At 68.7% G+C, this 24,637-nt stretch carries 22 protein-coding genes; 16 read left to right on the forward strand and 6 right to left on the reverse strand.

From position 1 onward, the window contains the following. The first annotated feature begins 75 nt into the window (after positions 1 to 75). Entirely contained in the window at positions 76 to 540 is a 465-nt protein-coding gene (locus ACQI46_RS08495; protein ID WP_427093528.1) for an SRPBCC family protein, read from the forward strand. A gap of 294 nt (positions 541 to 834) precedes the next feature. After that, a complete protein-coding gene (locus ACQI46_RS08500; RefSeq protein WP_427093529.1) occupies positions 835 to 3,219 on the forward strand; it encodes a putative bifunctional diguanylate cyclase/phosphodiesterase in 2,385 nt (794 codons plus the stop codon). On the opposite strand, the gene ACQI46_RS08505 is transcribed toward ACQI46_RS08500, so the two are convergent. From ACQI46_RS08505 to ACQI46_RS08525, 5 genes are all read right to left on the reverse strand, one after another. Next, a complete protein-coding gene (locus tag ACQI46_RS08505) occupies positions 3,142 to 3,855 on the reverse strand; it encodes an alpha/beta fold hydrolase (RefSeq protein ID WP_427093530.1) in 714 nt (237 codons plus the stop codon). The two genes, ACQI46_RS08500 and ACQI46_RS08505, sit on opposite strands and share 78 nt — an antisense overlap. A gap of 25 nt (positions 3,856 to 3,880) precedes the next feature. After that, complete coding sequence (locus ACQI46_RS08510) at positions 3,881 to 5,002, reverse strand: 3-beta-hydroxysteroid dehydrogenase (RefSeq protein ID WP_427093531.1); 1,122 nt, start codon at positions 5,000 to 5,002, stop codon at positions 3,881 to 3,883. 61 nt (positions 5,003 to 5,063) lie between these two features. Further along, positions 5,064 to 5,276: an exodeoxyribonuclease VII small subunit gene (locus ACQI46_RS08515; RefSeq protein ID WP_427093532.1), complete on the reverse strand. Its 213-nt coding sequence runs from the start codon at positions 5,274 to 5,276 to the stop codon at positions 5,064 to 5,066. Beyond that, positions 5,273 to 6,523: an exodeoxyribonuclease VII large subunit gene (gene xseA / locus ACQI46_RS08520; RefSeq protein WP_427093533.1), complete on the reverse strand. Its 1,251-nt coding sequence runs from the start codon at positions 6,521 to 6,523 to the stop codon at positions 5,273 to 5,275. Before xseA ends, ACQI46_RS08515 begins: the two co-directional genes overlap by 4 nt. Then, a complete protein-coding gene (locus ACQI46_RS08525) occupies positions 6,520 to 7,107 on the reverse strand; it encodes a lipid droplet-associated protein (RefSeq protein WP_427093534.1) in 588 nt (195 codons plus the stop codon). The genes xseA and ACQI46_RS08525 overlap by 4 nt, the downstream gene beginning before the upstream one ends. Before the next feature lie 54 nt (positions 7,108 to 7,161). On the opposite strand from ACQI46_RS08525, the gene ACQI46_RS08530 reads away from it, so the two are divergent. The 8 genes from ACQI46_RS08530 (at position 7,162) to ACQI46_RS08565 (ending at position 18,021) form a co-directional block, all read left to right on the forward strand. Then, positions 7,162 to 8,163, forward strand: a complete 1,002-nt coding sequence (locus ACQI46_RS08530; protein ID WP_427093535.1) for a 4-hydroxy-3-methylbut-2-enyl diphosphate reductase — start codon at positions 7,162 to 7,164, stop codon at positions 8,161 to 8,163. 40 nt (positions 8,164 to 8,203) lie between these two features. Then, a complete protein-coding gene (locus ACQI46_RS08535) occupies positions 8,204 to 8,407 on the forward strand; it encodes a hypothetical protein (RefSeq protein ID WP_427093536.1) in 204 nt (67 codons plus the stop codon). A gap of 116 nt (positions 8,408 to 8,523) precedes the next feature. Further along, positions 8,524 to 8,778 (forward strand): FeoA family protein, encoded by a 255-nt coding sequence (locus ACQI46_RS08540; protein ID WP_427093537.1) that lies wholly within the window; start codon positions 8,524 to 8,526, stop codon positions 8,776 to 8,778. Then, a complete protein-coding gene (locus ACQI46_RS08545; RefSeq protein ID WP_427093538.1) occupies positions 8,775 to 10,022 on the forward strand; it encodes a FeoB small GTPase domain-containing protein in 1,248 nt (415 codons plus the stop codon). Before ACQI46_RS08540 ends, ACQI46_RS08545 begins: the two co-directional genes overlap by 4 nt. Continuing rightward, positions 10,023 to 10,715 (forward strand): nucleoside recognition domain-containing protein, encoded by a 693-nt coding sequence (locus tag ACQI46_RS08550; RefSeq protein WP_427093593.1) that lies wholly within the window; start codon positions 10,023 to 10,025, stop codon positions 10,713 to 10,715. Positions 10,716 to 10,722: 7 nt separating this feature from the next. Beyond that, positions 10,723 to 11,256, forward strand: coding sequence for a NifU family protein (locus tag ACQI46_RS08555; RefSeq protein ID WP_427093539.1), 534 nt, complete (start codon positions 10,723 to 10,725; stop codon positions 11,254 to 11,256). A 3-nt stretch (positions 11,257 to 11,259) separates the two neighbouring features. After that, positions 11,260 to 16,173, forward strand: coding sequence for an HAD-IC family P-type ATPase (locus tag ACQI46_RS08560; RefSeq protein WP_427093540.1), 4,914 nt, complete (start codon positions 11,260 to 11,262; stop codon positions 16,171 to 16,173). A 48-nt stretch (positions 16,174 to 16,221) separates the two neighbouring features. Continuing rightward, on the forward strand, positions 16,222 to 18,021 hold the full coding sequence (locus ACQI46_RS08565; protein ID WP_427093541.1) for a penicillin-binding transpeptidase domain-containing protein: 1,800 nt from the start codon (positions 16,222 to 16,224) through the stop codon (positions 18,019 to 18,021). On the opposite strand, the gene ACQI46_RS08570 is transcribed toward ACQI46_RS08565, so the two are convergent. Further along, positions 18,009 to 19,091, reverse strand: a complete 1,083-nt coding sequence (locus ACQI46_RS08570) for a DUF6542 domain-containing protein (protein ID WP_427093542.1) — start codon at positions 19,089 to 19,091, stop codon at positions 18,009 to 18,011. The genes ACQI46_RS08565 and ACQI46_RS08570 overlap by 13 nt on opposite strands. An 82-nt stretch (positions 19,092 to 19,173) precedes the next feature. Between ACQI46_RS08570 and ychF the strand changes: the two genes are divergently transcribed. From ychF to ACQI46_RS08600, 6 genes are all read left to right on the forward strand, one after another. Continuing rightward, entirely contained in the window at positions 19,174 to 20,247 is a 1,074-nt protein-coding gene (gene ychF, locus ACQI46_RS08575; protein WP_427093543.1) for a redox-regulated ATPase YchF, read from the forward strand. Between the two features lie 56 nt (positions 20,248 to 20,303). Next, positions 20,304 to 20,936: a hypothetical protein gene (locus ACQI46_RS08580; RefSeq protein WP_427093544.1), complete on the forward strand. Its 633-nt coding sequence runs from the start codon at positions 20,304 to 20,306 to the stop codon at positions 20,934 to 20,936. Positions 20,937 to 21,034: 98 nt separating this feature from the next. Further along, positions 21,035 to 21,796, forward strand: a complete 762-nt coding sequence (locus tag ACQI46_RS08585) for a TIGR02391 family protein (protein WP_427093545.1) — start codon at positions 21,035 to 21,037, stop codon at positions 21,794 to 21,796. 431 nt (positions 21,797 to 22,227) lie between these two features. After that, positions 22,228 to 22,512, forward strand: coding sequence for a type II toxin-antitoxin system Phd/YefM family antitoxin (locus tag ACQI46_RS08590; RefSeq protein WP_427093546.1), 285 nt, complete (start codon positions 22,228 to 22,230; stop codon positions 22,510 to 22,512). Positions 22,513 to 22,911: 399 nt separating this feature from the next. Continuing rightward, a complete protein-coding gene (locus tag ACQI46_RS08595) occupies positions 22,912 to 23,472 on the forward strand; it encodes a dihydrofolate reductase family protein (protein ID WP_427093547.1) in 561 nt (186 codons plus the stop codon). Between the two features lie 138 nt (positions 23,473 to 23,610). Beyond that, the gene (locus ACQI46_RS08600; protein ID WP_427093548.1) at positions 23,611 to 24,621 is read left to right on the forward strand and encodes a hypothetical protein; all 1,011 of its coding nucleotides are present in this window, start codon (positions 23,611 to 23,613) and stop codon (positions 24,619 to 24,621) included. Positions 24,622 to 24,637: the final 16 nt, after the last annotated feature.

The raw sequence follows: 24,637 nt of genomic DNA on the forward strand, positions 1-24,637 counted from the left end.
GCGTTATAACGTCACATTCCACGGGCAGAAACGCAATAGTGAAGCGGCGTTTCGGCGCATGGCAGACTTGTCGCCGTGAGCGAACTCGAGATGTCGGAGTCGACGACGGTGGCGATGTCGCCGGCAGACCTGTACGCGTTGGTGTCCGATGTGACCCGGATGGGGCAGTGGAGTCCGGTATGCCGCGCGTGCTGGTGGGACGAAGGCGACGGGCCGCACGTGGGTGCGTGGTTCACGGGTCGGAACGAGACGCCGGAGCGGACCTGGGAGACCCGTTGTCAGGTGGTGGCCGCCGAACCCGGTCGTGAGTTCGCCTGGGAGGTCAACGACGGCTGGGTGTACTGGGGCTTCGACCTGGAGCCGGCCGGCGACGGCACCCGACTGACGGAGAAGTGGGCGCTGCTGCCCAAAGGCGTGGCGGGATTCCGGGAGCATTTCGGCGAATCGGCTGATGACGAGATCGCCAAGCGGATCGAGGCGGCTCGAACGGGAATCCCGGCGACGCTCGCCGCAATCAAGGCCACCGCCGAATCCGCCTGACCGCCTCGGGGGTGCGCGCACCGGTACCGGCGTGCCGCTGGATTGGTCATCGCCGTCCCAGCAAACCCCGGTGGCGGCCGATCCGATAGGTGGCCCGCTGGCCGTGCCCGTTGCCGCCACGCCGGGATCGGCGGGCGTGTTCCGGTCGCCGCCGCCGCGCCCCGGTCGGGCGCATGCCTGGGCAAATGAGAGATATTCGCCAGCAGCAAATGTGAACGGCACGCCGCGGTATAGGTTGGCGTCTGTGATGGTTGCGTGCGCAAACGTCTCGGGCGTAGAGGAGCAGCTGGTGCGGTGATCGGGCAAAAGGGTGGCGTGGGTCTCGGCGGCCTTCGGCGAACGCCGTGGGCGTCATTGGCCACGCCGATCGGCGCCGTGGTCGGGCTGGCTGTCCTGCTTGCTGTCGGCGGCGACGCCGAACATGTGCCTCTCATCGACGACCTCGTCATGGTTCTGCTGTCGGCCTACGCGACCGTCTGCGGCGTTTGGGCGGCCCGGTCCGCGCAGGGGCGGCTGCGCACCGCGTGGGCGACCATGTCGGTGGCGCTGGCAGCCTGGACCGTCGCCGACCTGATCTGGTTGCTCAGCGAATACGTGTTCCGGGTGGAACCGTTCCCGTCCCCCGCCGACTTCTTCTACCTGGTGTTCAGTGCTCTCGCCATTCCCGCGATGCTGCGGATGGCTCCCGCAGGGACCTATTCACGCCGGCACGCGGACTGGCGTATCACGCTCGACGCGGTGACCGTGGCGCTGTGCACGTTCCTGCTGGCGTGGATATTGGCGCTCGGCGGTGTCTACGAGGCCTACGGCCAGGACCGACTCGGCTTGGCGCTCGCTCTGTTCTATCCCACCGCCGACATCGCCATCCTGGCTGTGGCGGTGGCCGTGTGGGCCCGTGTCGACTCCGGCCAGCGCACGATGGTCGGATTGCTGGTTCTGGGGTTCGCGATCACGACGGTCACCGACAGCGCGTTCGCCTATTTCATCGCCGAGGGCACGTATGCGACAGGAAACCTCCTCGATGTCGGGTGGGCGGTTGCTCTGGTGGCGATCTGCGCGGCGGCATTGGTGAGTCGACGTATGTCCCCACCTCGGACGGCGGAACTCTCGGTGCCGTCGGCCACCGCACTCTGGGCGCCCTACGTACCGTTGCTGCTGGTCGGCACGATCGGTCCGGCCATGATCATGTCGGGTTTACCCAAGGTGATCGTCCCGCTGCTGAACATCGCTGTGTGTCTGCGACAGGGCGTCGCGGCGTTCGAGAACCGGCGATGGTCGCAGGCTGCCGCCGATCAGGCGCTGAAGGACCCGCTGACCGGGCTGGCCAATCGCGCCCTGTTCGTCGATCGCCTGACCCACGCGATCACGCTGCGCAGCCGCGACGAGCGGCCGGTCATGGTGGCCGCACTGGATCTCGACGACTTCACGTTCGTCAACGACAACCTGGGCCACCCGGTCGGGGACGAGCTGTTGCTGCAGGCCGGTCGGCGGATCACGGAGTGTCTGCGCCCGGGGGACACCGTCGGGCGGGTAGGGGCCGACGACTTCGTGCTGCTGCTCGAAGGCGACCTCGACGACTCTCGCGAAGTCCTGCGGCGCGTCGTCGAAACGTTCGACGAGCCGTTCACCGTCGACGGTCAGCTTGTGTCGATCCGCTGCCGAGTCGGCGTGGCAGCCGCCGAGGCGGCCGGATCGGATTTCACCCCGGAGACCTTGATGCAGGGCGCCGCGCTGGCGGTCCAGGCCGCCAAGCGCCCCTTCTCGCCGCGAATCCGGACCTTCGACGCGGACATCGCGAACGAGCCCGCACTGAGCCATGGTGAGGACACAGCCCGGGTCCTGGTCGCCGGGGCCGCCAAGGTGCGGATGCTCGCCGATCTGCGGCACGCGGTGGAGCACGGCGAGTTCGGCCTGGTCTATCAACCGAAGGTGGACCTGCGCAGCGGACGCGTCGTCGGGGTGGAAGGGCTCCTGCGTTGGCTGCACCCTGAACTCGGTGTGCTGCAGCCCGCGGAGTTCATGCCATTGGTCAGGCAGCACAACCTCATTCGTCCGGTCACCGATCTGGTCGTCGAGAAGGCCCTCGACGACGCGGCGCGGTGGGCCGATCAGGGGGTTCCGACTCCGGTGGCGCTCAACATGTTGGCGCCGTCGCTGCGCGACACGCGACTCCCGACGACCTTGGCCGCAGCGTTGGAGAGACGTGCACTGCCGGCGCGGTCGTTGACGGTGGAGATCACCGAGGATCTGGTGATCAAGGACCTCGGACTGGTCACCGGCGTGCTCCGCCAGCTGCGGGAACGCGGGATGCGGGTTGCCATCGACGATTTCGGCACCGGTTACTCCGCGCTGTCGTATCTGCGAGATCTGTGGATCGACGAGATCAAACTGGACCGTTCGTTCGTGGCAGGGGTGACGCGCGACGTGCGTGCCGCCGCGGTGGTGTGCGCGGTCATCGACCTCACACACGGTCTCGGGATGACGGTCGTCGCCGAGGGGATCGAGGACGTCGCGACCGCGGACTGGTTGCGCGGCAACGGTTGTGACGTCGGCCAGGGCTACCACTTCGGCAGGCCGACCGAAGCCGACGATGTGCCCGGGCTAGTCGTTCGCGTCGGCGAGTTCGCGCACCAGTTCCGGGAACCGTCCGCGATCAGGCCGGAAGATGTCGTGGGGTGAATCGGTGAACTCCACCAGTCGCGCGGTCGGGAACAGCTCGCGGTAGCGGGCCCACGCGTCGTCGTCGACCAGTGGGGTGTTCGGGCTGCGGACGGCGAGAAGCGGAGGCTGCCAGTGCGCCAACGACTCCCAGAACGACTGGGGACGCGCCGCGCGGAACGTCGCGACCGCAGCGTGCCGATCGAGGCGCTCGTGCACCGGGGTGCCGCGCCAGCGTCCGTCCAATACGGTTCCGAACGCGTCGTCGGGGACGATGAGTTCGGCGGGCACATAGTCGCCGATCGACACCGAACGCACCCGGTGCCAGTTGGCCAGCGCCCATGACACGGCGTAGGCGGTGCCGCGCGAGAAGCTCATCAGGTGCACGGGTCCGTCGGTGAGCGCGTCGACCACCGCGCCGACGTCGCCGGCGATCGCATCGGAGTCGTACCGGTTCTCGCCGGCGGTGCTGTGGCCGTGGCCGCGCAGCTCGACCACCGCGCAGCGTCGCCCGAGCATCGGCAGGATCTCGAGGTAGTCGTCGGCGACGCAGGTGAAACCGGGCACGAACACGATCGGTGCTCCGCGGTCGTCGCCGCCGGAGTCGAGGTAGCGGATACGCGCGCCGCCGTGGGTGGCGAACCGGAACTCGGGCACCGTCCGATGATGGCACCCCGCGGCGTCAGCCTCGCGGCGAGGCGGGCACAGCCGCGTTGAGCACGGGCTCGCCGTCGGCCTTCATGCGGTCGAACAACTCGACGTAGTAGGGCAGGCACTGCTGCATCGCCTGCTCGGTGGTGTACAGCGGCTCATATCCCAGATCGCGCTGCGCCTTGGCGATCGAGAAGTAGTTGTCGAGGTAAAGCCGTTCCACCGCAAGCGGTTCCAGCAACGGCTTGGGCAGGCCGAGGCGGAAGTGCAGGAACTGCCAGGCCGTCATCGCCGCCCAGACCAGCCGGCCGGGCACGCGCAACCGGGGCCACCGTTGGCCGCAGGCTTCCACCACGGGGCGGGCGAACTCGAACATGTTGATCGGTTCGCCGTCGTTGATGAAGTACGCCTGGCCACCGGCGGTGCCCCCGGGGACCAGGTGTTCGGCGGCCAGGATGAAGCCGTGGATCAGGTTGTGCACGTAGGAGTTGTCGAGCTTGACGTTCTTGTTGCCGACGAGCACCTTGACGTGGCCGGCCAGCACGCTCTCGAACACCTTGCGGAACATCGTCTGGTCGCCGCGGCCCCAGATGCCGCTGGGCCGGATGGAGCACGTGAGCATGCCCGACACACCGTTGGCGGCCAGCACGAATTTCTCGGCGACGACTTTGGTCTCGGTGTAGAGGTCGTTGAACCGCTCGGTGTAGGGCAGGGTCTCGTCTCCGCCGGAGATGCGCTGCCCGCCCATGACGACGCTGTTGGACGCGGTGTAGACGAAACGTTGCACGCCGGCGGCCTGGGCGGCGTGGACGAGATTCTCGGTGCCGGTGACATTGACGGCGAAGCTGCGGCGGCGGTAGTCGTCGGTGACCGACGCACCTCCCATCAGGTCGATGATCGCCGCGGTGTGGAAGACGGTGTCGATGCCGGCGACGGCGTCGGCGACCTGCGCCGGGTCGGTGATGTCGCCTTCGACGACCTCGAGGCGGTCGTGCGGCGGGAGCGGTGACGCTGACCGGTCGAAGGAGCGCACGTGCAGACCGCGGTCCAGCAGCGTGGTGACCAGGTTCGCGCCGACGAACCCGGACCCTCCGGTCACCAGGACCCCGCCGAGGTCAGTCGTCAGCGATGCGTCACGCGCGTCGGAAACCATGGGCGAAGGGTAACTGAAACGTGTTCCAATTTCGAGAGTTCGCCGCCGGGACGTTGCCTACTCAATCATCGGAGTCGTCGCTGCCCGCCAGCGCCTGCTCCACGCGCTGACGCGCTCCGGCCAAGTGCTCCTCGCAGCATTTCGCCAGCTGTTCGCCCCTTTCCCACAGCTTCAGCGATGCATCCAGGTCGAGCCCACCGTGCTCGAGTCGCTGCACCACCTCGACCAGCTCGTCGCGCGCTTCCTCGTATCCCAGGTCGCTAATGGGCTTCATTCGTTCCCCTCGGTTTCGGGCTCGCCTTCACTGACCGCCAGCACCGCACCGTCGGCCACCCGCACGCGCAGGCGGGTCCCGCGCGGTGCGTCGGCCACCGCGCGCAGCACCCCCGCCGGCCCGGACGTCGGCACCGTCTGCACCACCGCATAACCTCGCGCCAGCGTGGCGGCCGGTCCCAGTGTCGCCAGCCGGGCCGACAGATGGCCGATGCGGTCGGTTTCCGCGGCGAGCAGACGGTTGATGTCGCGCCGGCCGGCGGCCCGGGTCCGGCGGATCTCCTCGGCGCGCGCGTCGATGGCCTCCAGCGGGCGGGCCAGCACCGGACGGCTGCGCAGTTGCGCGAGCAGGTGCTGCTCGCGGTTCACCCAGTTGCGCAGCGCCCGCGCGCTGCGGTGCCGCAACTCGCTGACCAACGCCTGTTCGGCGGCGGTGTCGGGCACGATGCGTTTGGCCGCGTCGGTCGGGGTGGCTGCGCGCAGGTCGGCCACCAGGTCGCACAGCGGATTGTCGGGCTCGTGGCCGATGGCGCTGACCACGGGCGTCGTGGCGCGCACGATCTCGCGGCACAGTGTCTCGTCGGAGAACGGCAGCAGGTCCTCGACGCTGCCGCCGCCGCGGGCCAGCACGATCACGTCGACGTCGGGGTCGGCGTCGAGGGCGCGCAACGCCTCGACGATCTGGGGGACCGCGTTGGGCCCCTGCACGACGGTGTTGCGGACCGCGAACCGGACCGCCGGCCAACGGCTCGAAGCGACGGCCATGATGTCGTGCTCGGCCGCCGACGCGCGTCCGGTGATCAGGCCGATGGTGTGGGGCAGAAACGGGATGGGTCGTTTGAGGCGGGGATCGAAGAGGCCCTCGGCCTCCAGCAGGCGGCGCAGCCGTTCGATGCGGGCCAGCAGTTCACCGATCCCGACCGCCCTGATGTCACTGACCCGCAGGGAGAACGTGCCGCGGCCGGTGTAGAAGTTCGGCTTGCCGTACACGATGACCTGGGTGCCGTCGGACATCTTCACCGGCGCGTTGACCACCAGGTCGCGCGGGCACGTCAACGACAGCGACATGTCGGCCGCGGGGTCGCGAAGCGTGATGAACGCGGTGTTGGAGTTGGGGCGCAGCGTCAGCTGCGCGATCTGGCCCTCCACCCAGACCGACCCGAGCTTGTCGATCCATCCGGCGACCCGGATGGCGACACCACGCACCGGGAACGGGTTCTCCGGCGACTGCCCTTGCGGCAGGGTCACTTCGCCGACGCGCGCGTGATCCTGTTGGCCAGCAGCGTCTGGAACGGGGCGCGCGCCTTGGTGCTCTCCTCGTAGGCCAGCAGCGCCTCCAGATCCGAGATCTTCAGCGACGTCATGCGGGCCCGCAGCTGCGCCAGCGTCAGCGACTCGTAGTCGATCTCGGCCACGATCGCCGGGGCTTCTGCGGGTGTGGAGTCCGCATCCTCGTCGGCGGTGGTGTTGGGCTGGTCGGGCTCCTCGGAGAACAGCGCGAACCGACCCTCGGTCATGCGTTCGCCGTCACGCACCGGCAATTCCACGACATCACTGTCGGCGGTGCTGCCGCCGGCGCCGTCGTCGGAGTCCTCGTCGAACGTCGCCCACTCCGGCTGCTCATCCTTGGGCGGGAAGATGGTCTCGAGCGTCTCGTCGCCCTTGATGACCAGTACCGCGACGTCCTGCTGCATCTTCATGACCAGGTGTGCAACCTGGCTGACCAGGGTCATCGGGTACATCAGGATGGTCTGGGGGAGCTTGCGGGTCTCCTCGATGGCGGTCACTGCCGCACCCACCAGCAGACGGACCCCATACGGTGCAGTTGACATGGCCCTAAGCCTACGGCTGGGCGGACAGCGAAGTGGATAAGTACCCTGGGACCCATGCCGACAACGGTCAACATGGGGATTCCGGGCGCCGCCAGCTCGGTTGTCGGCGATGTCGCCGGCAAACGGGTGTTGCTGGCCGAGCCGCGCGGATACTGCGCCGGCGTGGACCGCGCGGTGGAAACCGTGGAGCGCGCGTTGGAGAAGCACGGCGCTCCGGTGTACGTCCGGCACGAGATCGTGCACAACCGCTACGTGGTGGACACGCTGGCCAAGGCGGGCGCCGTCTTCGTCGAGCAGACCGACGAGGTGCCCGAGGGAGCGATCGTGGTGTTCTCCGCCCACGGCGTGGCGCCGACCGTCCACGAAGAGGCCGCCGCCCGCAACCTGAAGACCATCGACGCCACCTGCCCGCTGGTCACGAAGGTGCACAACGAGGCCAAGCGCTTCGCCCGCGACGATTACGACATCCTGCTCGTCGGCCATGAGGGCCACGAGGAGGTGGTCGGCACCGCCGGTGAAGCGCCCGACCACGTCCAGGTCGTCGACAACCCCGACGCGGTCGACAAGGTCACCGTGCGCAACCCCGACAAGGTCATCTGGCTGTCGCAGACGACGCTGAGCGTCGACGAGACGATGGAGACGGTCCGGCGGCTGCGGGAGAAGTTCCCGACCTTGCAGGACCCGCCCAGTGACGACATCTGTTACGCCACCCAGAACCGCCAGGTCGCGGTCAAGGCGATGGCACCGGAGTGCGAACTGGTCATCGTCGTCGGGTCGAAGAACTCGTCGAACTCGGTGCGGCTGGTCGAGGTCGCGCTGGGCGCCGGGGCCGATGCGGCGCATCTGGTCGACTTCGCCGACGACATCGACCCGGCATGGCTCGACGGCGTCACGACCGTCGGCGTCACCTCCGGCGCGTCGGTCCCCGAGATTCTGGTCCGCGGGGTGCTGGACCGGCTCGCCGAGTACGGCTACGGCACCGTGCAGCCCGTGACGACCGCCAACGAGACGCTGGTGTTCGCGTTGCCCAGGGAGATCCGTCCCGCGCGCTCCTGACCGGCATCCGTGCTTCGCCTGAGCGCCGTAGCATCGGGTCATGGATGGCGGATCGGCCACGACGCGGCCGCCCGGCGGCCGGTTGCGCACTGCACTCGCGGCAGCGGCGATGCTGCTGGCCGTCGCCGCGCTGCTGCTGCTGGTGTTCATGTCCGGGTTCACCTGGGTCCACGGCCCGGACGACACCACGCCGGACTTCGCGCCGTTGACGGACGGGGCTCCGGTGCCCGCCGAGCAGCCCTGACCGGGGCTCGGAACTCGTAATCTTTCGGTTGTCGCCAGGGCGCTGCGCGGGCACGTCGATCGGGCATAGGTTTGGCTAACCAGACCAGTCGGCCGCACCGCCGCGGAGGAACCCCCATGAGCGCCAGCACGATCTCCTCGTCTCTGGCGGAACTGCCCGCCGGAGCCACGGCGGACATCCTCGGCCTCGACCCCGCCGCCCCGACGGACGTGTCACAGCGGCTGCGCCATCTCGGGTTTCGGGTCGGCACCCGGGTACACAAGGTGCGCACCGCACCGCTGGGGGACCCGTCGGAGTACCGCCTGCTCGGCTACGACATCTGCCTGCGGCACCGCGAAGCGTCCTACATCCGCGTGTCCAGGCAGGAATGACCAGCCACTGCCACGGCGACGGAGCCGTCTCGGTCGAGCCCGACCAGATCCGCGTGGCTCTCGTCGGCAGCCCCAACGCGGGAAAGACCAGCGTGTTCAACCAGCTCACCGGGATGCGTTCCCGGACGGGCAACTATCCCGGGGTGACGGTGACCCGCACGGTCGGAACCGCGCACTACCGCTGCGAACGTCACGGGGTTCACAAGCTCACGATCGAGGATCTGCCTGGCGCGTACAGCCTGCACCCGGTTAGTCCCGACGAACAGGTCGTCGCCGATCTGCTGCACGGGCGGCTGCCGGGCGTCGGCCCGCCGGACGCCGTGGCCGTCGTGGTCGACGTGACCGTGCTGGAGCGCTCGCTGTCGCTGGTCGCGCAGACACTGGCCCTCGACAAGCCCACCATGGTCGTGCTGACCATGATCGACGAGCTCACCGCCCGCGGCGGCCACCTCGACACCGAGCGGTTCTCCGCTGCCCTCGGCGTCCCCGTCGTCGGGGTGATCGCGAGCCGCGGAAAGGGTTTCGATCCGTTGCGCGAGCTGCTCGCGGCGCCGCACACCTGGGCCCGAACCCCCGTCCCGCCGCCGCGCGACGACGTCGAGTTCAACAGCTGGGTGTCCTCGGTCCTGACCGCCGCGCGGTACCGCCCTCCCGAGTCGGACCGGCGCAGTGCGGCGATCGACCGCGTGGTGCTGCACCCGGTGTACGGGTCGCTGATCTTCGTGGCGATGATGTTCGTGCTGTTCCAGACGATCTTCACCGTCGCCGCGCCCCTGCAGCAGCTGATCGAGGCCTTCTTCGGTTGGCTGGGCCCGCTGGCCGGGAACGTCATCCCGAATGCGGCGGTCTCCGGTCTGGTCAGCAACGGCATCATCGGCGGCGTCGGCTCGGTGCTGGTCTTCATTCCGCAGATCGTGCTGCTATTCCTGCTGATCGCGTTGCTCGAGAACATCGGGTACATGGCGCGGGCAGCGTTCCTGGTCGACCGCGTCATGGCCTCCACGGGTCTGGAGGGACGCGCCTTCGTGGCCATGCTGTCGTCGGTGGCCTGCGCGGTGCCCGGGATCATGGCGACCCGCACCCTGCCGTCGTCGCGGGACCGGATCGCCACCATCATGGCCGCCCCGCTGATGCCGTGCTCGGCACGCCTTCCCGTCTACATCCTGCTGATCGGCATGCTGATCGACCCCGACCTGAGATGGGGGCCGATGTCGGTGCAGGGATTGGCGATGCTCGGTCTGTAACTGCTCGGCGGCGCGTCGGCGATGTTCACCGCGTGGCTGTTCAAATCGCTGGTGCTGCACGGTGATCCGCTGCCGTTCTACATGGAGATGCCGCCCTACCGGTTCCCCGGGGTGAAGTCGGTCCTGCTGGCCATGTGGGATTCGGCCAAAGCGTTCCTGCGCAAGGCGGGCACGATCATCCTGGCGACCTCGGTCGTGTTGTGGTTCCTGTTGAACCTGCCGCCGCGCACCGGCGCGGTCGCCGGCATGGACCCGGCGACCGCCGCGGCCTATGTCGTCGACAACTCCTATGCCGCGTCGCTCGGCAAGATCGTCGAACCCGTCTTCGCCCCGCTCGGCTTCGACTGGCGGATCTGTGTCGGACTGCTCGGCGCTCTGGCGGCGCGCGAGGTGTTCGTCGCGGTGATGGGCCAGATATTCGCCCTCAGCGACCCGGAGAGTCCGTCGGAGGCGGTGCGGTCGGCGGTGTACCTCTCCGGTCCGCACCAGGGTGAGCTGCTGTTCACCGCGCCGACCACGGTGGCGCTGCTGATGTTCTTCGTCTACGCGTTGCTGTGTATGTCTACGGTGGCCACGATCTACCGCGAGACCAATTCGTGGAGATGGCCGGCGGTGGCGCTGGTGTACATGTTCGTGCTGGCCTGGGTCGTCGCCTTCGTCGCGCGTCACGTCACGATCTGGCTGACCGGCTGACACCGCGATGACCGTCCCCATGTTGCATCCCGAACGCACCGCCGATCCGCGGGTGATGCGTTGGGTCACTGGGGGAGAGGAGCTTTCGCCCGACTGTCCCGGCCTGGCGGCGTTGTTGCGCGACGGCACCCTGCGCGCGGTCGAGGCGCGTCCGGGCGAAGTGCGGACGACGCTGGGCGATCAGCGCTCCTGGGCGACCGACGGGCCGCGAGTACGCTCGGCCTTGTTCGAGGCGCTGTCGCGTCCTGGTCGGGACGAGCAGTGCACACCCGACGAACTGCGACGGCGGATCGGGGAGATCCTGGAGCGCGAGGTCGCCCCGCTGGCCGGCTCGCACGGTGGCGTCGTCACCGTCGAATCGGTGGACGACGGTGTGCTGACCGTCGACTTCGGCGGCGCATGCGCCGGGTGCAGTCTGCGCGGGCGGACGTTGCGGGAACTGGTGGCCCGCGCTGTTCAGGCCCACTACCCGCAGATCCGCGAGGTACGGGCGGCGCGCGGACGTCGAATGTGGTTGGGGCGCAACGGAACGGGGCGGTGAAAGGTGAATCTGCTGAAGGATCCTGTGCGGGTAGCGCAAGCGGTGGCCCGCACCACCGCCGGCGTCGTGGCGGAGGCGCTCGGCGGCAGCCCGGTGCGGCGCAGCAGTTCCGCCGGGCTCAACAGGTGGATCGAAGTCCGCGGCCTCGGCGCGGAGGACGGTGAGCGCATCGGCGCCGCGGTGCTGGCTGCGCTGCGCTCCGAGCCCGGGGTGGTCGCCGCCGAGCTGAACATCGCCAATACCCGCGCGGTGGTGCGGGTTTCGGCGCAGGGGCCTGGTGCGGGGGACCTGTGTCGCGTCGTTGACGCGGCGGAGTCGCGGGCGCGACGCTCGACCGAACGGGTCAGGCCGGCGAGCCTGCCCGGCGACGACGCACTGCTCGCCGAACGCCTGCTCGCCGCCGCCATTTCCGCGGCGGGCATCGGACCGGCCGCGGTCGGTGCGGTCCTCGGTGTGCGCGGGATCACCCGGGCGGTGTCGCTGCCGGGCGCCTTCGCCGAATATGTTCCGTTGGTACGCAACCAGTTCGAACGCTATCTGGGCCGCGAGGCCACCGATCTGTCGGTGACGCTGCTGGGCACCACCGCCGGTGTGCTGACCGCATCGCCCGCGGCAGTCGTGCACCAGGCCGCCACCCGCGCGCTGCGCGCCGCGGAAACCCTCAACGCCCGGCGTAGCTGGAGCCGCCGGGAAGCCGAATTGACCGAGCAGGCAATCAGATCCGCGGCGCAATCCGGGGAGACGCCCCGCGACATCGAGCAGTTCGGCTCCGGTGGCGACGGGGTCCGGTACGCCGACCGCGCGGCGGCCGTCGGGCTGGCCGCGTCCGCGGTCCTGGGTGCGGCCGCGCGCAACCGCGACGTCGCGAGCGAGGCGGCGCTCGTCGCGACCGCGCGCCCGGTCCGCAGCATCATCGAGGCCTTCGCGTGTGCGCTGGGCCGGGGTCTGGCCGACCGCCACGGCGCGCTGGTGCTGCGCCCGGTGGCGTTGCGTCGCCTCGACCGGGTCGACACCGTGGTGATCGACCCGCGAATCCTCTACACCGACGAACTGGCGGTGACCCGGGTGCGCGGCGTGGACGCCAAGGACCGGGCCGCGGTCTGGGAGGCGGCCCGCTCGGCACTGGCCGAGGGCGCCCTGACGCCGGGCTGGCACCCGCTGGCGACCGTGGCGGGCGCCGGCGGAGCCGGCGATGTCCTGGTCAGCGCTATCCGTGACCCGTTGGCGTCGGCTCTGGTCAGTGAGGCCCGCCGCGCCGGTGCCCGGGTGGTGTCGCTCGACGACGAGGGGTTGCGCTCCCTGTGGCAGGGCTTCGACGAGTTGTACCCGACCGTCGGCGGCGTCGACGAGGAACTGGCGGCTGCCGTGACCCGGCTGCACGACGACGGCGCCCGCGTGGCGCTTCTGAGCGCGGGCGCCGGCCCCGCGTCGGCCCACGCCTTCGTGACCGTGGGTGTTTGGCGCGACGCCTCCCCACCGCCGTGGGATGCCGACGTCCTGGTGCCCGACCTCGCCGGGGTGTGGCGGCTGCTGCATGCCCTGCCCGCGGCGCGCGCCGCCACCGTGCGGGGCATCGAGATGTCGGCGAGTGCGTCGGCGCTGGGCGCGGTGATGTTGTTGCCCGAGGTGCTCGGCTCCGGGCCCACCGCCGGCAGCCTGGCGGCGACCGCGGCGTTGTGGTCCGGATACCGCAGGGGCGACGCGGTTTTCGAGGAGGCGCTGCCGTACCCGGAGCCCGGCCATGACTGGCACGCCCTGCCGGTCGACGAGGTGCGGCGCCTGCTGCCCCGTCCGCCCCGGCAACCTTCCGCGTCGGCGCCGGCGCCGGCTCCCGGGGTGCGTGCGCTGACCTCCGCGGCGGCGCGATCCTGGGGAGTCGTCAGCGATTTCGTCGGTGTGGTGCGCGAAGACCTGGCCGATCCGATCACCACCATCCTCACCACGGGGGCCGCGGCCACCGCCCTGCTGGGCTCGCCGCTGGATGCGCTGATGGTGGGCGGTGTGCAGCTGGTCAACACGGCGATCTCCGCCGAGCAGACCCTGCACGCCGAACGGGTGCTGAGCCGGCTGCTCGCGGTGCACGAACCGGTGGCGCGGCGCCTGGTCGGTCCGTCTTCGGCCGGTGACTACGAGGAGGTGCGGGCTGCCGAGCTGGCACCCGGCGACGTGATCCGGGTCAGAGCCGGAGAGGTGGTGCCGGCCGACGCACGCATCCTCACCGCCGACGCTGCCGAGGCCGACGAATCAGCGTTGACCGGCGAGTCGCTGCCGGTGGCCAAGAGCGTCGAACCCACGCCCGGGGCCCCGCTGGCCGAACGCGCGTGCATGCTCTACGCCGGCACCACCCTGGTGGCCGGCCGGGCCACGGCGGTGGTGACCGCTGTCGGCCCCGGCACGCAGATGAACCGGGTGGCGGCGCTGACCAGCCGCAAGGCGCGCAAGGTCGGCCTGCAGGCGCAGCTCGCCCGCATCACCAACAAGGCGCTGCCGTGGAGTCTGGCCGGCGGGGGCGTGGTGGGACTGCTCAGCCTGCTGCGAGGAACCCCGTTGCACGATGCCGTCGCCGGCGGGGTGGCCATCGCGGTGGCCGCGGTGCCCGAGGGGCTACCGCTGGTGGTCACCCTGGCGCAGTCGGCGGCAGCCCGCCGCCTGACCGGTTCGGCGGTGCTGATCCGCAACCCGCGCGCCATTGAGGCGTTCGCCCGACTGGACGTGGTCTGTTTCGACAAGACCGGGACGCTCAGCGAGAACCTGTTGCGGGTCACCTCGGTGCAGACGCTCGACGGTGTCGACCGGACGCAGGTGCTCGCCGCCGCGGTGCACACGGTGCGCCCCACCAGCAGGACGCACTCCGACCACGCGACCGACGACGCCGTGCGGCTCGCCGCCGCGGACTCCGGCGTCCTGCCCGGCGGAACCGACGCCCGACTGCCGTTCCAGTCCGACCGGCCGTTTGCCGCCGCGCTGATCGGCACCCGGCTGTCGGTCAAAGGCGCTCCGGAGGCGGTGACGCCGTCACTGGTCGACGGACGGGCCGAGATGACCCGCCGCATCGACGAGATGACGTCGGGCGGGATGCGGGTACTGGCCGTCGCCGAACGTGAGCTCACCGCCGAGCAGGCCGCTGCCGCGGTGGCCGATCAGGCCGAGCTGGCGAACCTGTGCCGGTCGGGTATGACCCCGTTGGGTTTGATCGGGATGGCGGACACCGCACGTCCGGGGGCACGTCCGCTGCTGGAGGACCTGCAGGCCCGCGGCCTGGGGGTCCGGCTGATCACCGGCGACCATCCCGTCACCGCCGCGGTGGTGGCCGAGTCCCTCGGGTTGCCGGTCTCGGTGCAGGACGTCATGACCGGGCCGGAATGGGAGCGGCTCACCACCGAGGACCGGGTGGAAGCGGCGCGCACCCACCAGGTGTTCGCGCGGATGGCGCCCGAGCACAAAGTCCAGGTGGTGCAAGCCCTCGAATCCGCCGACCTGGTGACCGCGATGGTCGGCGACGGCGCCAACGACGCCGCCGCGATCCGCGCCGCGACCGTCGGTGTGGGTGTGGTCTCGGCGGGCAGTGACCCGGCCCGCACCGCAGCGGATGTGCTGCTGCTCGACGGGCAGATCGGCGCATTCGTCCACGCCCTCGACGAGAGCCATCAGCTGTGGCGCCGGGTGAGTTCGGCGGTGTCCATGCTGGTGGGCCACAACATCGGAGAGGTCAGCTTTGCGCTGATCACCAGCCTCCTGACGAGCCGGCCCGCGCTGAACGCCCGCCAGATCCTGCTGATCAACCTGCTCACCGACGCGCTGCCGGCGGCGGCGCTGGCCGTCAGCCCGCAGACCGGCGACCAGATTGCCGAGCGCAGCGAGTCGGCGCTGTGGCGGGCGATCTGGGTGCGCGGCGCGTCCACGGCTACCGGGGGCACACTGGCCTGGGTGTTCGGCCGCGCCACCGGGACACCGCGGCGGGCGGCGACGATGGGGCTGATCGGTCTCGTGCTCACCCAGATGGGGCAGACGCTCACCGATTCCCGCGGACCCCTGGTGGTGGCGACCAACGTCGGCACCTTGGCGGTGATGGCCGGAGTGATCAGCACACCGGGCGTCAGTCAGGTGTTCGGCTGTACCCCGGTGGGCCCGATCGGCTGGGCGCAGGCGGCGGCGGCCGCCGGAATCGCCGGTGCACTGCCGAAGGTTGCGCCGACGGCGGCAGAGGGTATCGCGACAAAGATGCGCACGCTGGGCGAAGAGGTCGCGCAGGCGATGTCAGTCGTCGATCTCGAGCAGTCCGACCCGGACCAGGACGGCATAGACCTCACGCAGGGGCGGCGTCAGCAACCGCACGCCGGTGGCGATCAACGCGTCGGGTCCGACCGAGCGTGGGATCTCAGACATGCAGGACAGGCTAACCAAGCCAGGTCCGGCCGTGGGAGCTACCTGGCCCGAATGGAGGACGAGATGTGGGAATCAGCGCGATCGTTCGTGGCGGATCACCGCGACGTGTCGAAACTGGTGCGCGACGCTGAGCGGTTCTCCGTGCAGTTACCGGGCGTCGGCCGGGTGAAGGTGCCGCCACCGGAGCAGGTGGCGTTCTACGGTGCACTCGGGGTGCTCGCGGCCGCGCAGCTCATCGAGTGGCCGGTCGCGCTCGTCATCGGCCTCGGGCACGCCGCCGCGATGCGTCGCCCGGCCGAACGGGAGGACGACGGCGACAGCGCGCCGGCCGCCGAACCGCCGCCGGTGAAGAAGGCGGCGGCCAAGAAGGCGGCCGCCCAGAAGACCCCGGCGAAGAAGGCGGCGGCCAAGAAGACCCCGGCGAAGAAGGCCCCGGCGAAGAAGGTCGCCGCCAGGAAAACCCCCGCCAAGAAAGCCGCCGCGAAGAAAGCCGCCGCCAGAAAGACTCCCGCGAAAAAGACCGCCGGCTGAGCCCCGGAGTAGCTACCGCGCCGAAGATCACGGGTACGTTCGGGCAACGTGGAGCCTTTGCGTCGGAGCGCCCGGAAAGTCCCGATCATCCTGCTCACCCTCGCGTTGCTGCTCGCCGGTTGCAGCGGCACCCAGGACCGGTTGGACTCCGCCGTCGCAGAGTTCGCCGATGCGCTCGGCCGCGGCGATGCGCCTGCCGCCGCGGCGCTCACCGACGAGGAGGCCGCGGCAATGGACACGCTGTCGCAGCTCTTCGCCAGTCTCGGCACCGACGTGCGGTTCGATGTGCGGTCGACGCAACGCCAGGAGAACACCGCGACCTTCACGCTGGACACGGTGTGGAGGTTCGGCCCCGAGAAACTCAACGAGTGGACCTACACCACCGAAGGCAGAGCCACAGAAGCCGACGGAAATTGGACCGTCGAATGGGCTCCGGACACGGTCGCTCCCGGGTTGGGTGAAGGGCCGCTGTCCTACAGCACGCTCGTCCCGGTGCCCGCGGCGCGCGTGCTCGACCGTGCCGGCGGCGAACTGCTCACCCAGCACATCGTCACCCTCGTCGACGTGGCTCCCGGCGTCGACGTCAATGCCGTTGCCGCCCTGCTCAATCCGCTGGCCCCGACGATCACGCCGCAGTCGCTGAGCGCCGACCTGGCCGCCGCGGCAGGAAAACCGGTCACCGCCATCACGCTGCGCGAGGACGACCTCACGCCGATCGAGGAGCAGCTGGCCGCGCTGCCGGGCGTGACGCTGCGGCCGCAGACGCGGCTGTTGGCCACCGATCGGACGCTCACCTCACCGACGTTGGCGGGCCTGACCGAGTTGTGGCAGCAGCGCACCGACGAGGCGGCCGGATGGGCGGTGTCGGCGCAGACCGCGGCCGGTCCCCGCAGGGTGGGCGGTCGGGACGCCGAGCCGGTCGGCGACATCGCCAGCACGCTCGACATCTCGGCGCAGCTGGCCGCCGAGGCCGCCCTGGCCCCGCTGACGACGCCGGCGACGATCGTCGCCCTTCAGCCCTCCACGGGTGACGTGCTCGTCGTCGCGCAGAACGCCGCGGCCGACGCGCAAGGCCCGATCGCGCTGACGGGTTTGTATCCGCCGGGCTCGACGTTCAAGACGGTGACGGTGTCGGCCGCGCTGCAGTCCGGCCAGGTCACCTCCGACAGTGTCGTCGCCTGTCCCGGCACCGAGAACATCGAGGGCCGCCAGATCCCCAACGACGACAACTTCGACCTCGGCCAGGTGCCACTGCACACCGCATTCGCGCGCTCCTGCAACACCACGATGGGCCGCCTCGCGGTGAACCTGCCCCCGGACGGCCTCACCAGGGCCGCCGCGCAGCTGGGCCTCGGGATCGACTTCGTCGCCCCCGGCATGACGACCGTGACCGGCAGCGTGCCCGTCGCCGACACCTCCGCGGCGCGCGTGGAGGCGGGGATCGGGCAGGGCAAGGTGACCGCGACGTCGTTCGGCATGGCGCTGGTCGCCGCGACCCTGGCTCGCGGATCGGTGCCCGCCCCGACGATCGTCGACGGCGAGCCGGGCGTGCCCGACCGCACCCCGGAGCCCCTACCGTCCGCGGTCGACATGCAGGTGCGGGCGATGATGCGCGAGACCATCACCGACGGCACAGCCACGCAGTTGCAGGACATTCCCGACCTGCTCGGTAAGACCGGGACCGCCGAGTACTCCGCAGGTCAGGGGGACGATCAGCACGCCCACGGCTGGTTCGTCGGAATCCACGGGGACCTCGCGCTCGCGGTCTTCGTCAGTGACGCCGGCACCTCGGCGCCCGCCGTCGACGCGGCCGGCCGCTTCCTGCGGGCCGCCGGTCAGATGTCGTAGTTCCAGCGGTCGGCGTCGCGGTCCCGCGGCGCGCGACGCCGCGGGGGATGGTCGTCGCCGTCATCGGCGCCGCGGTAACGCACCCGGGACACCGGGTGGTGGTTGCTGTCGGGGCGCGCGGACCGCGGGGACGGCTCATAGCCACCGAACAGTTCGTAACCGTCGTAGCTTTCGCTGCGCGGCGGCCGAGGACGCTGCGCGCGGCGCTGACGGTCCCGGTCCACCGCGTCGGGACGTTCGCGATACCCACGCTCGGAACGGCGGCGTTCACGGTCCCGCGGCGGCACGTCGCCGCGGCGACTGCGTTCACCCGTCGGACGGCTCCGGCGACGCGGTCGCTCGTCGGCCGGCGTGTCGGACTGAGGCGGCCGGCGCCGGCGGGGTCGATCGACAGGGTCGACGTCGCTCTCCGGTGGCCGGGTCGGTCGCGACCGACTGCTCGACGGGGACCGCCGCGCGGGCCGCTCGGACCGCGTTCTCGCGGCCTTGGTCGCGCCGGGTCGCTCCGCCGGCCGACGGCGCCGCGGCGCGTCGGACGTGCCCTTGGGCTCCAGTCGGGAATTGATCATCGCCGTCAGGCTGGCAAGCACGCCGGGACGCGCTGTCCCGGAATCCTGCTCGGCGTCGGTGGAGGTTTCGGAACGACCCAGAAACCAGCGCGCGCCACCCACCAGCAGGACCGCCGCGGAGGTGAAGAACATCAGCGGGAAGCGTTCGATCAACGGGTAGCCGCAGTTGATCAGCACATCCTTGAGCCCCTGGATCTCCGAGGCGTGCATCAGGAAGTACGCCCCGGGAACCACGACGAACAGGATCAACGGCGGCTGGACGATCGCGGTGAACAAACCTGACCGGCGCACCGACAGCACTGCGGCCAGGCAACCGATAACGTAGAGCGAGCCGAAGACCTTCGTCAGGTTGCCGCCGCCGGATCCGGCGTCGAAAGCGAAGCCCAACGTGCAACAGATCAACGCGACCGCGACCGCACCCCACCAGGGAAGTCCTGCGATATCCGGGTGCGCAGAGCGGTGATCGGCGGGTACCGCCGGCCGGGTGCGCTGTGCTGACACACGTCGACCGTACCGGCTGGCCCTACCGGACGCCGCCAGCGGACGGTGGTGAGCCGATCACATCTGGCAGACTGTGGACTCCGTGGGCCTGAATCTGGGAATCGTCGGACTGCCGAACGTGGGTAAGTCGACGTTGTTCAACGCGTTGACGCGCAACAACGTGCTGGCAGCCAACTATCCGTTTGCGACGATCGAACCCAACGAAGGCGTGGTGGCGCTCCCTGATCCGCGCCTGGACAAGCTCGCCGAGATCTTCGGGTCGGAGAAGACCGTCCCTGCCACGGTGACGTTCGTCGACATCGCCGGCATCGTCAAAGGCGCCTCCGAAGGCGCCGGCCTCGGCAACAAGTTCTTGGCCAACATCCGCGAGAGCGACGCGATCTGTCAGGTGGTGCGCGTCTTCGCCGACGACGACGTGGTACACGTCGACGGCCGGGTGGATCCGAAGTCCGACATCGAGATCATCGAGACCGAGCTGATTCTGGCCGACATGCAGACCCTGGAGAAGGCGCTGCCGCGGCTGGAGAAAGAGGCCCGCACGCACAAGGACCGCCGCCCGGTCCACGAGGCGGCGCTGGCGGCCCAGCAGGTGCTCGACAGCGGTAAGACCTTGTTCTCGGCGGGCGTCGACGTGACGCTGCTGCGTGAGCTCAACCTGATGACGTCCAAGCCGTTCCTGTACGTGTTCAATGCCGACGAGTCGGTGCTGACCGACGAGGCCAAGCAGGCCGAGCTGCGGCAGCTGGTGGCCCCCGCCGACGCGGTGTTCCTCGACGCCAAGATCGAGTCCGAGCTGATCGAACTCGACGACGAATCCGCCGCCGAGCTGCTGGAGTCCATCGGTCAGACCGAACGCGGCCTGGATGCGTTGGCGCGCGCGGGTTTTCACACCCTGAAGCTGCAGACCTACCTGACCGCCGGGCCGAAAGAGGCGCGCGCCTGGACGATTCACCAGGGCGACACCGCCCCCAAGGCTGCCGGCGTGATCCACACCGACTTCGAGAAGGGCTTCATCAAAGCCGAGATCGTGTCCTTCGACGACCTCGTCGAAGCCGGATCGATGGCGGCCGCCAAAGCCGCCGGCAAGGTCCGGATGGAGGGCAAGGACTACGTGATGGCCGACGGCGACGTGGTCGAGTTCCGCTTCAACGTCTAGTCAGTAGCCGAAGAAGTAGTGCTGTGCCTCTCCCCGAACCCACCCGTTCAGAAGTTGTGAGCTACGCACTCGCCGACTTGCCGGGCGACCTCGACTGGCACGTCAACTACTTCGAATTCATCGGCGATTCGGATCTGCGTAGTCGCCTCGGACAGGAGTTCTACGCTGCGAGATGCCTGTACAAGCTCTGGGAAGGGCTGAGAATTGACGAGCAGTGGGCGAGCCAGGCGCAGGTGCAGTTGCAGGTCCAGCAGTATGCCTCGATCTACGAGGCGTCTGTCCATCACCTTCTGTTTGTAGAAGCAGCCGAAGAACCAATAGTTCAGCGCCTCAATGAGTACCGTGCGCTGGTCGAACGTCCGTTACCGGGCCACATTATGGACCGCATTCGTCGCCTCGATGATGACGACGCCAACGACATAGTCGGGGCGGTAATGGCGACGCGCCGCGCGCAAGAGTCGAAAATCCGGTTCGATAGCAAGGTTGCGGCGGCGGTGGAGCTTGGAATTCTTGACGAATCCCTCGGGAGTGAAATTAAAGGCTTCTACACGGCCCGGAACTACATCCACATCCACGCGGAGATCCGCCATAAGGATTTTGATTGGCAGGTCTCGTTCGCCCGCGACGCCTATCGACGCATGCAGCCCTTCAAATCTCAGGTCTCGTCCTGGCTTGCGAAGCGGGCATGATCAAAGTCAACGGCCAGGTATCAAAGTCAACCGCCAGGTTCTGTACAGAGCGGAACCTCGTGGAGTTCCGCTTCAACGTCTAGGGGGAAGGGATAGGAGTGCCGGAGACGGTCGACCCTGACTGGGCGAAACGCGTGCTGACCTGGTGGATCGAGCACGGCATAGCCGCGCTGAAGATCAACCCTGGGGCTCTCTTCCCTGAATCGGCTGTCTGCAAACGTGGGCCGAAGACTGACGCTCTGTTCGAACGGGAAATTCAGACGAGGCGGGTAATCGGGGTGGTACTCGAAATCGAGAATGTCGACGCGCTGATCCAACCCACCAACAACCTGAGCTTCGTCGAGTTGCGGACGGGCATTGATCTGGCTCAGCGTGCGCTTGGCCATTTGACCTATGCCGCAGAGACCGAAAAGTACATTCAGGGGACCTCTGCGCCGACGATGTCTGCTGAATCGTTGCATCCTCTGGTGTGGGACGCGGCCGCGAAGCTGTGGCGCGACGAGCACTACTCATCGGCAGTCCAGCGTGCGGCGACCTTCGTGAACGCCCACGTCCAAGATCTCACTCGCCGGAGAGATGTCTCGGACAACGTGCTGATGGCCCAGGTGTTCTCACCGAATCCCCCCGAGGAGGGTAAGCCGCGCCTACGTTGGCCTGGTGAGGACAACGACCTGACAGTGAGGGCGATGCGCACCGGACTCCTACAGTTTGGGCAGGGATGCTTCGCCGCCATCCGGAACCCGGCGACGCACGGTACGGCGGACCTTGCCCCTCAGGAGGCACTGGAACAGCTCGCGATATTAAGCACCCTGGCCCGTTGGATCGACCAGTGCGATCTCTTGGAGGCGGACGCACCGTAGATCGGGTGCTAGTGGAGTTCCGCTTCAACGTCTAGGAAGCCGATTCAACCTCTGGCGGTTGGTCCGTCGAAACTCTGGACTAGACAGAACTCGTGGTTTTCGGGATCCAGCATGACGAGAACGACACCTTCGTCGTAGTCGTGACGAGTGCCTGAAACTTCGTCGACGTCGTCTCGGGCACTCGCTGGAACGTGAGTCGAGGAGTCGGACCCCGATCGAGATCCGAGGGTGGCCCAAGGTGGATCGTCACCGTGCTCATGCGACGGTTCGATGGCGAGCAACTGTCCCCAGAACGTCGACATTCGGATCGGATCTAGACAATCGATCGTCAACCCTGACCAGTAGTTGGTCATGCCGCCCCCGTTACTAAGGTTCGATGATCACTCAATCGATAACTGCTCGAGTTCTACGATCGCGCTAGAAGTCTGTACATGACTACGCTTCCGTTGGCTGAGGTTCGAGCCAATCTTTCCAAGCTCGTCGACGAGGCTGTCCGCACTCATTTGCGTATTGAGGTCACACGTCAGGGCCGTCGTGCGGCGGTGATCCTCAGCGCCGACGACTACGACGCGATCATGGAGACGCTGGCGATCCTCGGCGATCAGGAGTTGATGCGCGAAGTCCGGGCAGCCGAGGTAGAGGCCGGGCGTGGCGAGATCTTCACAATCGACGAGGTGACCGAGGAGATGCGCGCCGTTGGGCGGCTGCCTCGGTGACCTATCGCGTCGAGCTCACCAGGGCCGCGAAGAGGGCACTGACCGAAGTGCTTCCGGAGGCGGTCGGGTGTTGAGAGTTCATCCAGGGTCCATTGGCGGACAGCCCGTACCTGGTAGGCAAGCCGCTGCGCGACCAACTGAAAGGCCGGTACTCCGCGCGACGCGGTGAATTCCGGGTCATCTAGCAGGTTTTCGACGACCGGGTAGTCGTCCGCGTTATCCATGTCGCCCACCGCCGAGACGCTCATCGGTGATGCGATCTGTCTGGTGAACTGTCGAGTTCGCCGAGCACGTCTTCTACAGTTCAACGCTCAGCGGATCACCGAAATCTGCTCGATGATCGACAAGGAAGCGATCAGGCGACAGCTCGCACAGGAGCAGTGAAGGAATCGGACAGGCATGGGAACGCTCAGCTACTCCACGACGGTATCCCTCGACGGATACGTCGCCGACGAGGACGGCGACTTCCAGTGGTCCACCCCCAGTGAGGAACAGTTCGCCGTCCATGTCGATCGCATGGCCGAGGTGGCCGTCGAGGTGTTGGGGCGCAAGACTTTTGAACTGATGCAGTACTGGGAGACCTACGACGACGAAGACGGTTCCGCTGCCGAGCGGGAATTCGCGCGGCGCTGGCAGGGCATCGACAAGGTGGTGGTGTCCTCCACGCTCACCCACGACGACCTCGGGTCAGCCCGGGCCCGCATCGTGCGGCAGCTGAGTCTGACCGGATTGCAGGAGATTGTGGCGGCCGCGTCCGGGGTGGTCGAGATCTTCGGCCCGACAACCGCTGCGGAGGCCCTCCGCGCGGGCCTGGTCGATCACATCGAGCTGTTCGTCGTGCCGAAGATCGTGGGCGGCGGCCTGCGCGCGCTACCCGAGGGCCTGCAGCTCGACCTCCGGCTCGTCGAGCATCGGGTTTTCGCGGACGGCACGGTGCACGTGCGCTACTCCAATAGCTGAAAACGCAAGCATCTGCTGTCCGAATGTGGTAAATCCGTCCGCTCTGATCCGCCGGCCGGTACACTTACCGAGCCGTCCGTCAGTTTGCTGGTTCGGCCGACGGTTCGAGACGGCGCGGCCCAGGGGGGAGCGATTGTCGTGTTCATCGGGGTGAAGTCGTGTGCTGTCGCGGGTGCCGTAGCGCTCGCTGCGGGCGTCATCACCTTTGCGCCGATCGACCCGCCCGCAACGGAGATCACCCCTGCCGCCAACAGCTCGGTCGTCGAACTGGGGGCGACTCCCAGCCCGTTCCAGTTCTACCCGGAGCTGATCGCCCGTTCCCTGAACAATCTGGCGACCCTGGGCGCGGATTACCTGGCCGACCCCCTGCCGATCACGCGGGCCACCATCGAGAACCAATTGGCCGCTCTCGACGAGGCTTTCACCGCTCTGCGCGTCGGTGACGGTGCGGCACTGGTCACGGCGGTGGCCGATATCGTCGCCGCACCAATTCGTAGCGCGACGAGCACCGCCGAGTATCTGGGCATCATCGCCGACCAGCCCGGTTCGCTGCCGTCGATGGCGATCATCGCGATCAGTCCACTGCTCAGCGGTCTTGCCGCTACCAGAGCTGCGGTGCAGGACGTCATCGACGCCGTGCGGTCATTCGACGTGGTCGGCCTGCTCAGCGCCGTCCTCAACGTCCCCGGACGCATCGTCGACGGCATGCTCAACGGCGGATATCCGCTGGGTGGATTGCCGCTGCCGGGTCTGATCAGTCCGGTCGACGACGTCGAGCACGCGCCTGCCGGCCCCATCGCGTCGCTTCTGGAGATGACACAGGACATCGGCTCGTCCATCCGCGACGAGCGCGACGAGGACGAGCAACTCCAGGCAGAAAACCGACCTTTCGCTGCCGTCACCTCCGAGGGCCCCGCCGCAGCAGGCGTCGAACCCCGCGGGGTGGCGCCCGACAGCCCCGGCGAGGCGACGGATCCAGAAAATCCGGGCCCAGACGACGACATCGTGGCCGAGGATCTGACCGAGGTCGAGGAGGCGGCGACAGCCACCGACGACGCGGACACCGAATCACCGGCCGCCGCCGACGGCACACCGCGCACCGGTGACAAGAGTTCTCCGCGGGGCCCCGCGCGGCACGAGAACCGCTAGCTCCAGTCGTACATTG

This window comes from Mycobacterium sp. SMC-4 (assembly GCF_050205565.1).
Lineage (GTDB): Bacteria > Actinomycetota > Actinomycetes > Mycobacteriales > Mycobacteriaceae > Mycobacterium.

Excerpts from the sequence above, each read along its gene's own strand:
- ACQI46_RS08510 (WP_427093531.1), bottom strand. The coding sequence starts at position 5,002 with ATGGTTTCCGACGCGCGTGACGCATCGCTGACGACTGACCTCGGCGGG.
- ACQI46_RS08515 (WP_427093532.1), bottom strand. The coding sequence starts at position 5,276 with ATGAAGCCCATTAGCGACCTGGGATACGAGGAAGCGCGCGACGAGCTG.
- ACQI46_RS08525 (WP_427093534.1), bottom strand. The coding sequence starts at position 7,107 with ATGTCAACTGCACCGTATGGGGTCCGTCTGCTGGTGGGTGCGGCAGTG.
- ACQI46_RS08530 (WP_427093535.1), top strand. The coding sequence starts at position 7,162 with ATGCCGACAACGGTCAACATGGGGATTCCGGGCGCCGCCAGCTCGGTT.
- ACQI46_RS08535 (WP_427093536.1), top strand. The coding sequence starts at position 8,204 with ATGGATGGCGGATCGGCCACGACGCGGCCGCCCGGCGGCCGGTTGCGC.
- ACQI46_RS08540 (WP_427093537.1), top strand. The coding sequence starts at position 8,524 with ATGAGCGCCAGCACGATCTCCTCGTCTCTGGCGGAACTGCCCGCCGGA.
- ACQI46_RS08545 (WP_427093538.1), top strand. The coding sequence starts at position 8,775 with ATGACCAGCCACTGCCACGGCGACGGAGCCGTCTCGGTCGAGCCCGAC.
- ACQI46_RS08555 (WP_427093539.1), top strand. The coding sequence starts at position 10,723 with ATGACCGTCCCCATGTTGCATCCCGAACGCACCGCCGATCCGCGGGTG.
- ACQI46_RS08590 (WP_427093546.1), top strand. The coding sequence starts at position 22,228 with ATGACTACGCTTCCGTTGGCTGAGGTTCGAGCCAATCTTTCCAAGCTC.
- ACQI46_RS08595 (WP_427093547.1), top strand. The coding sequence starts at position 22,912 with ATGGGAACGCTCAGCTACTCCACGACGGTATCCCTCGACGGATACGTC.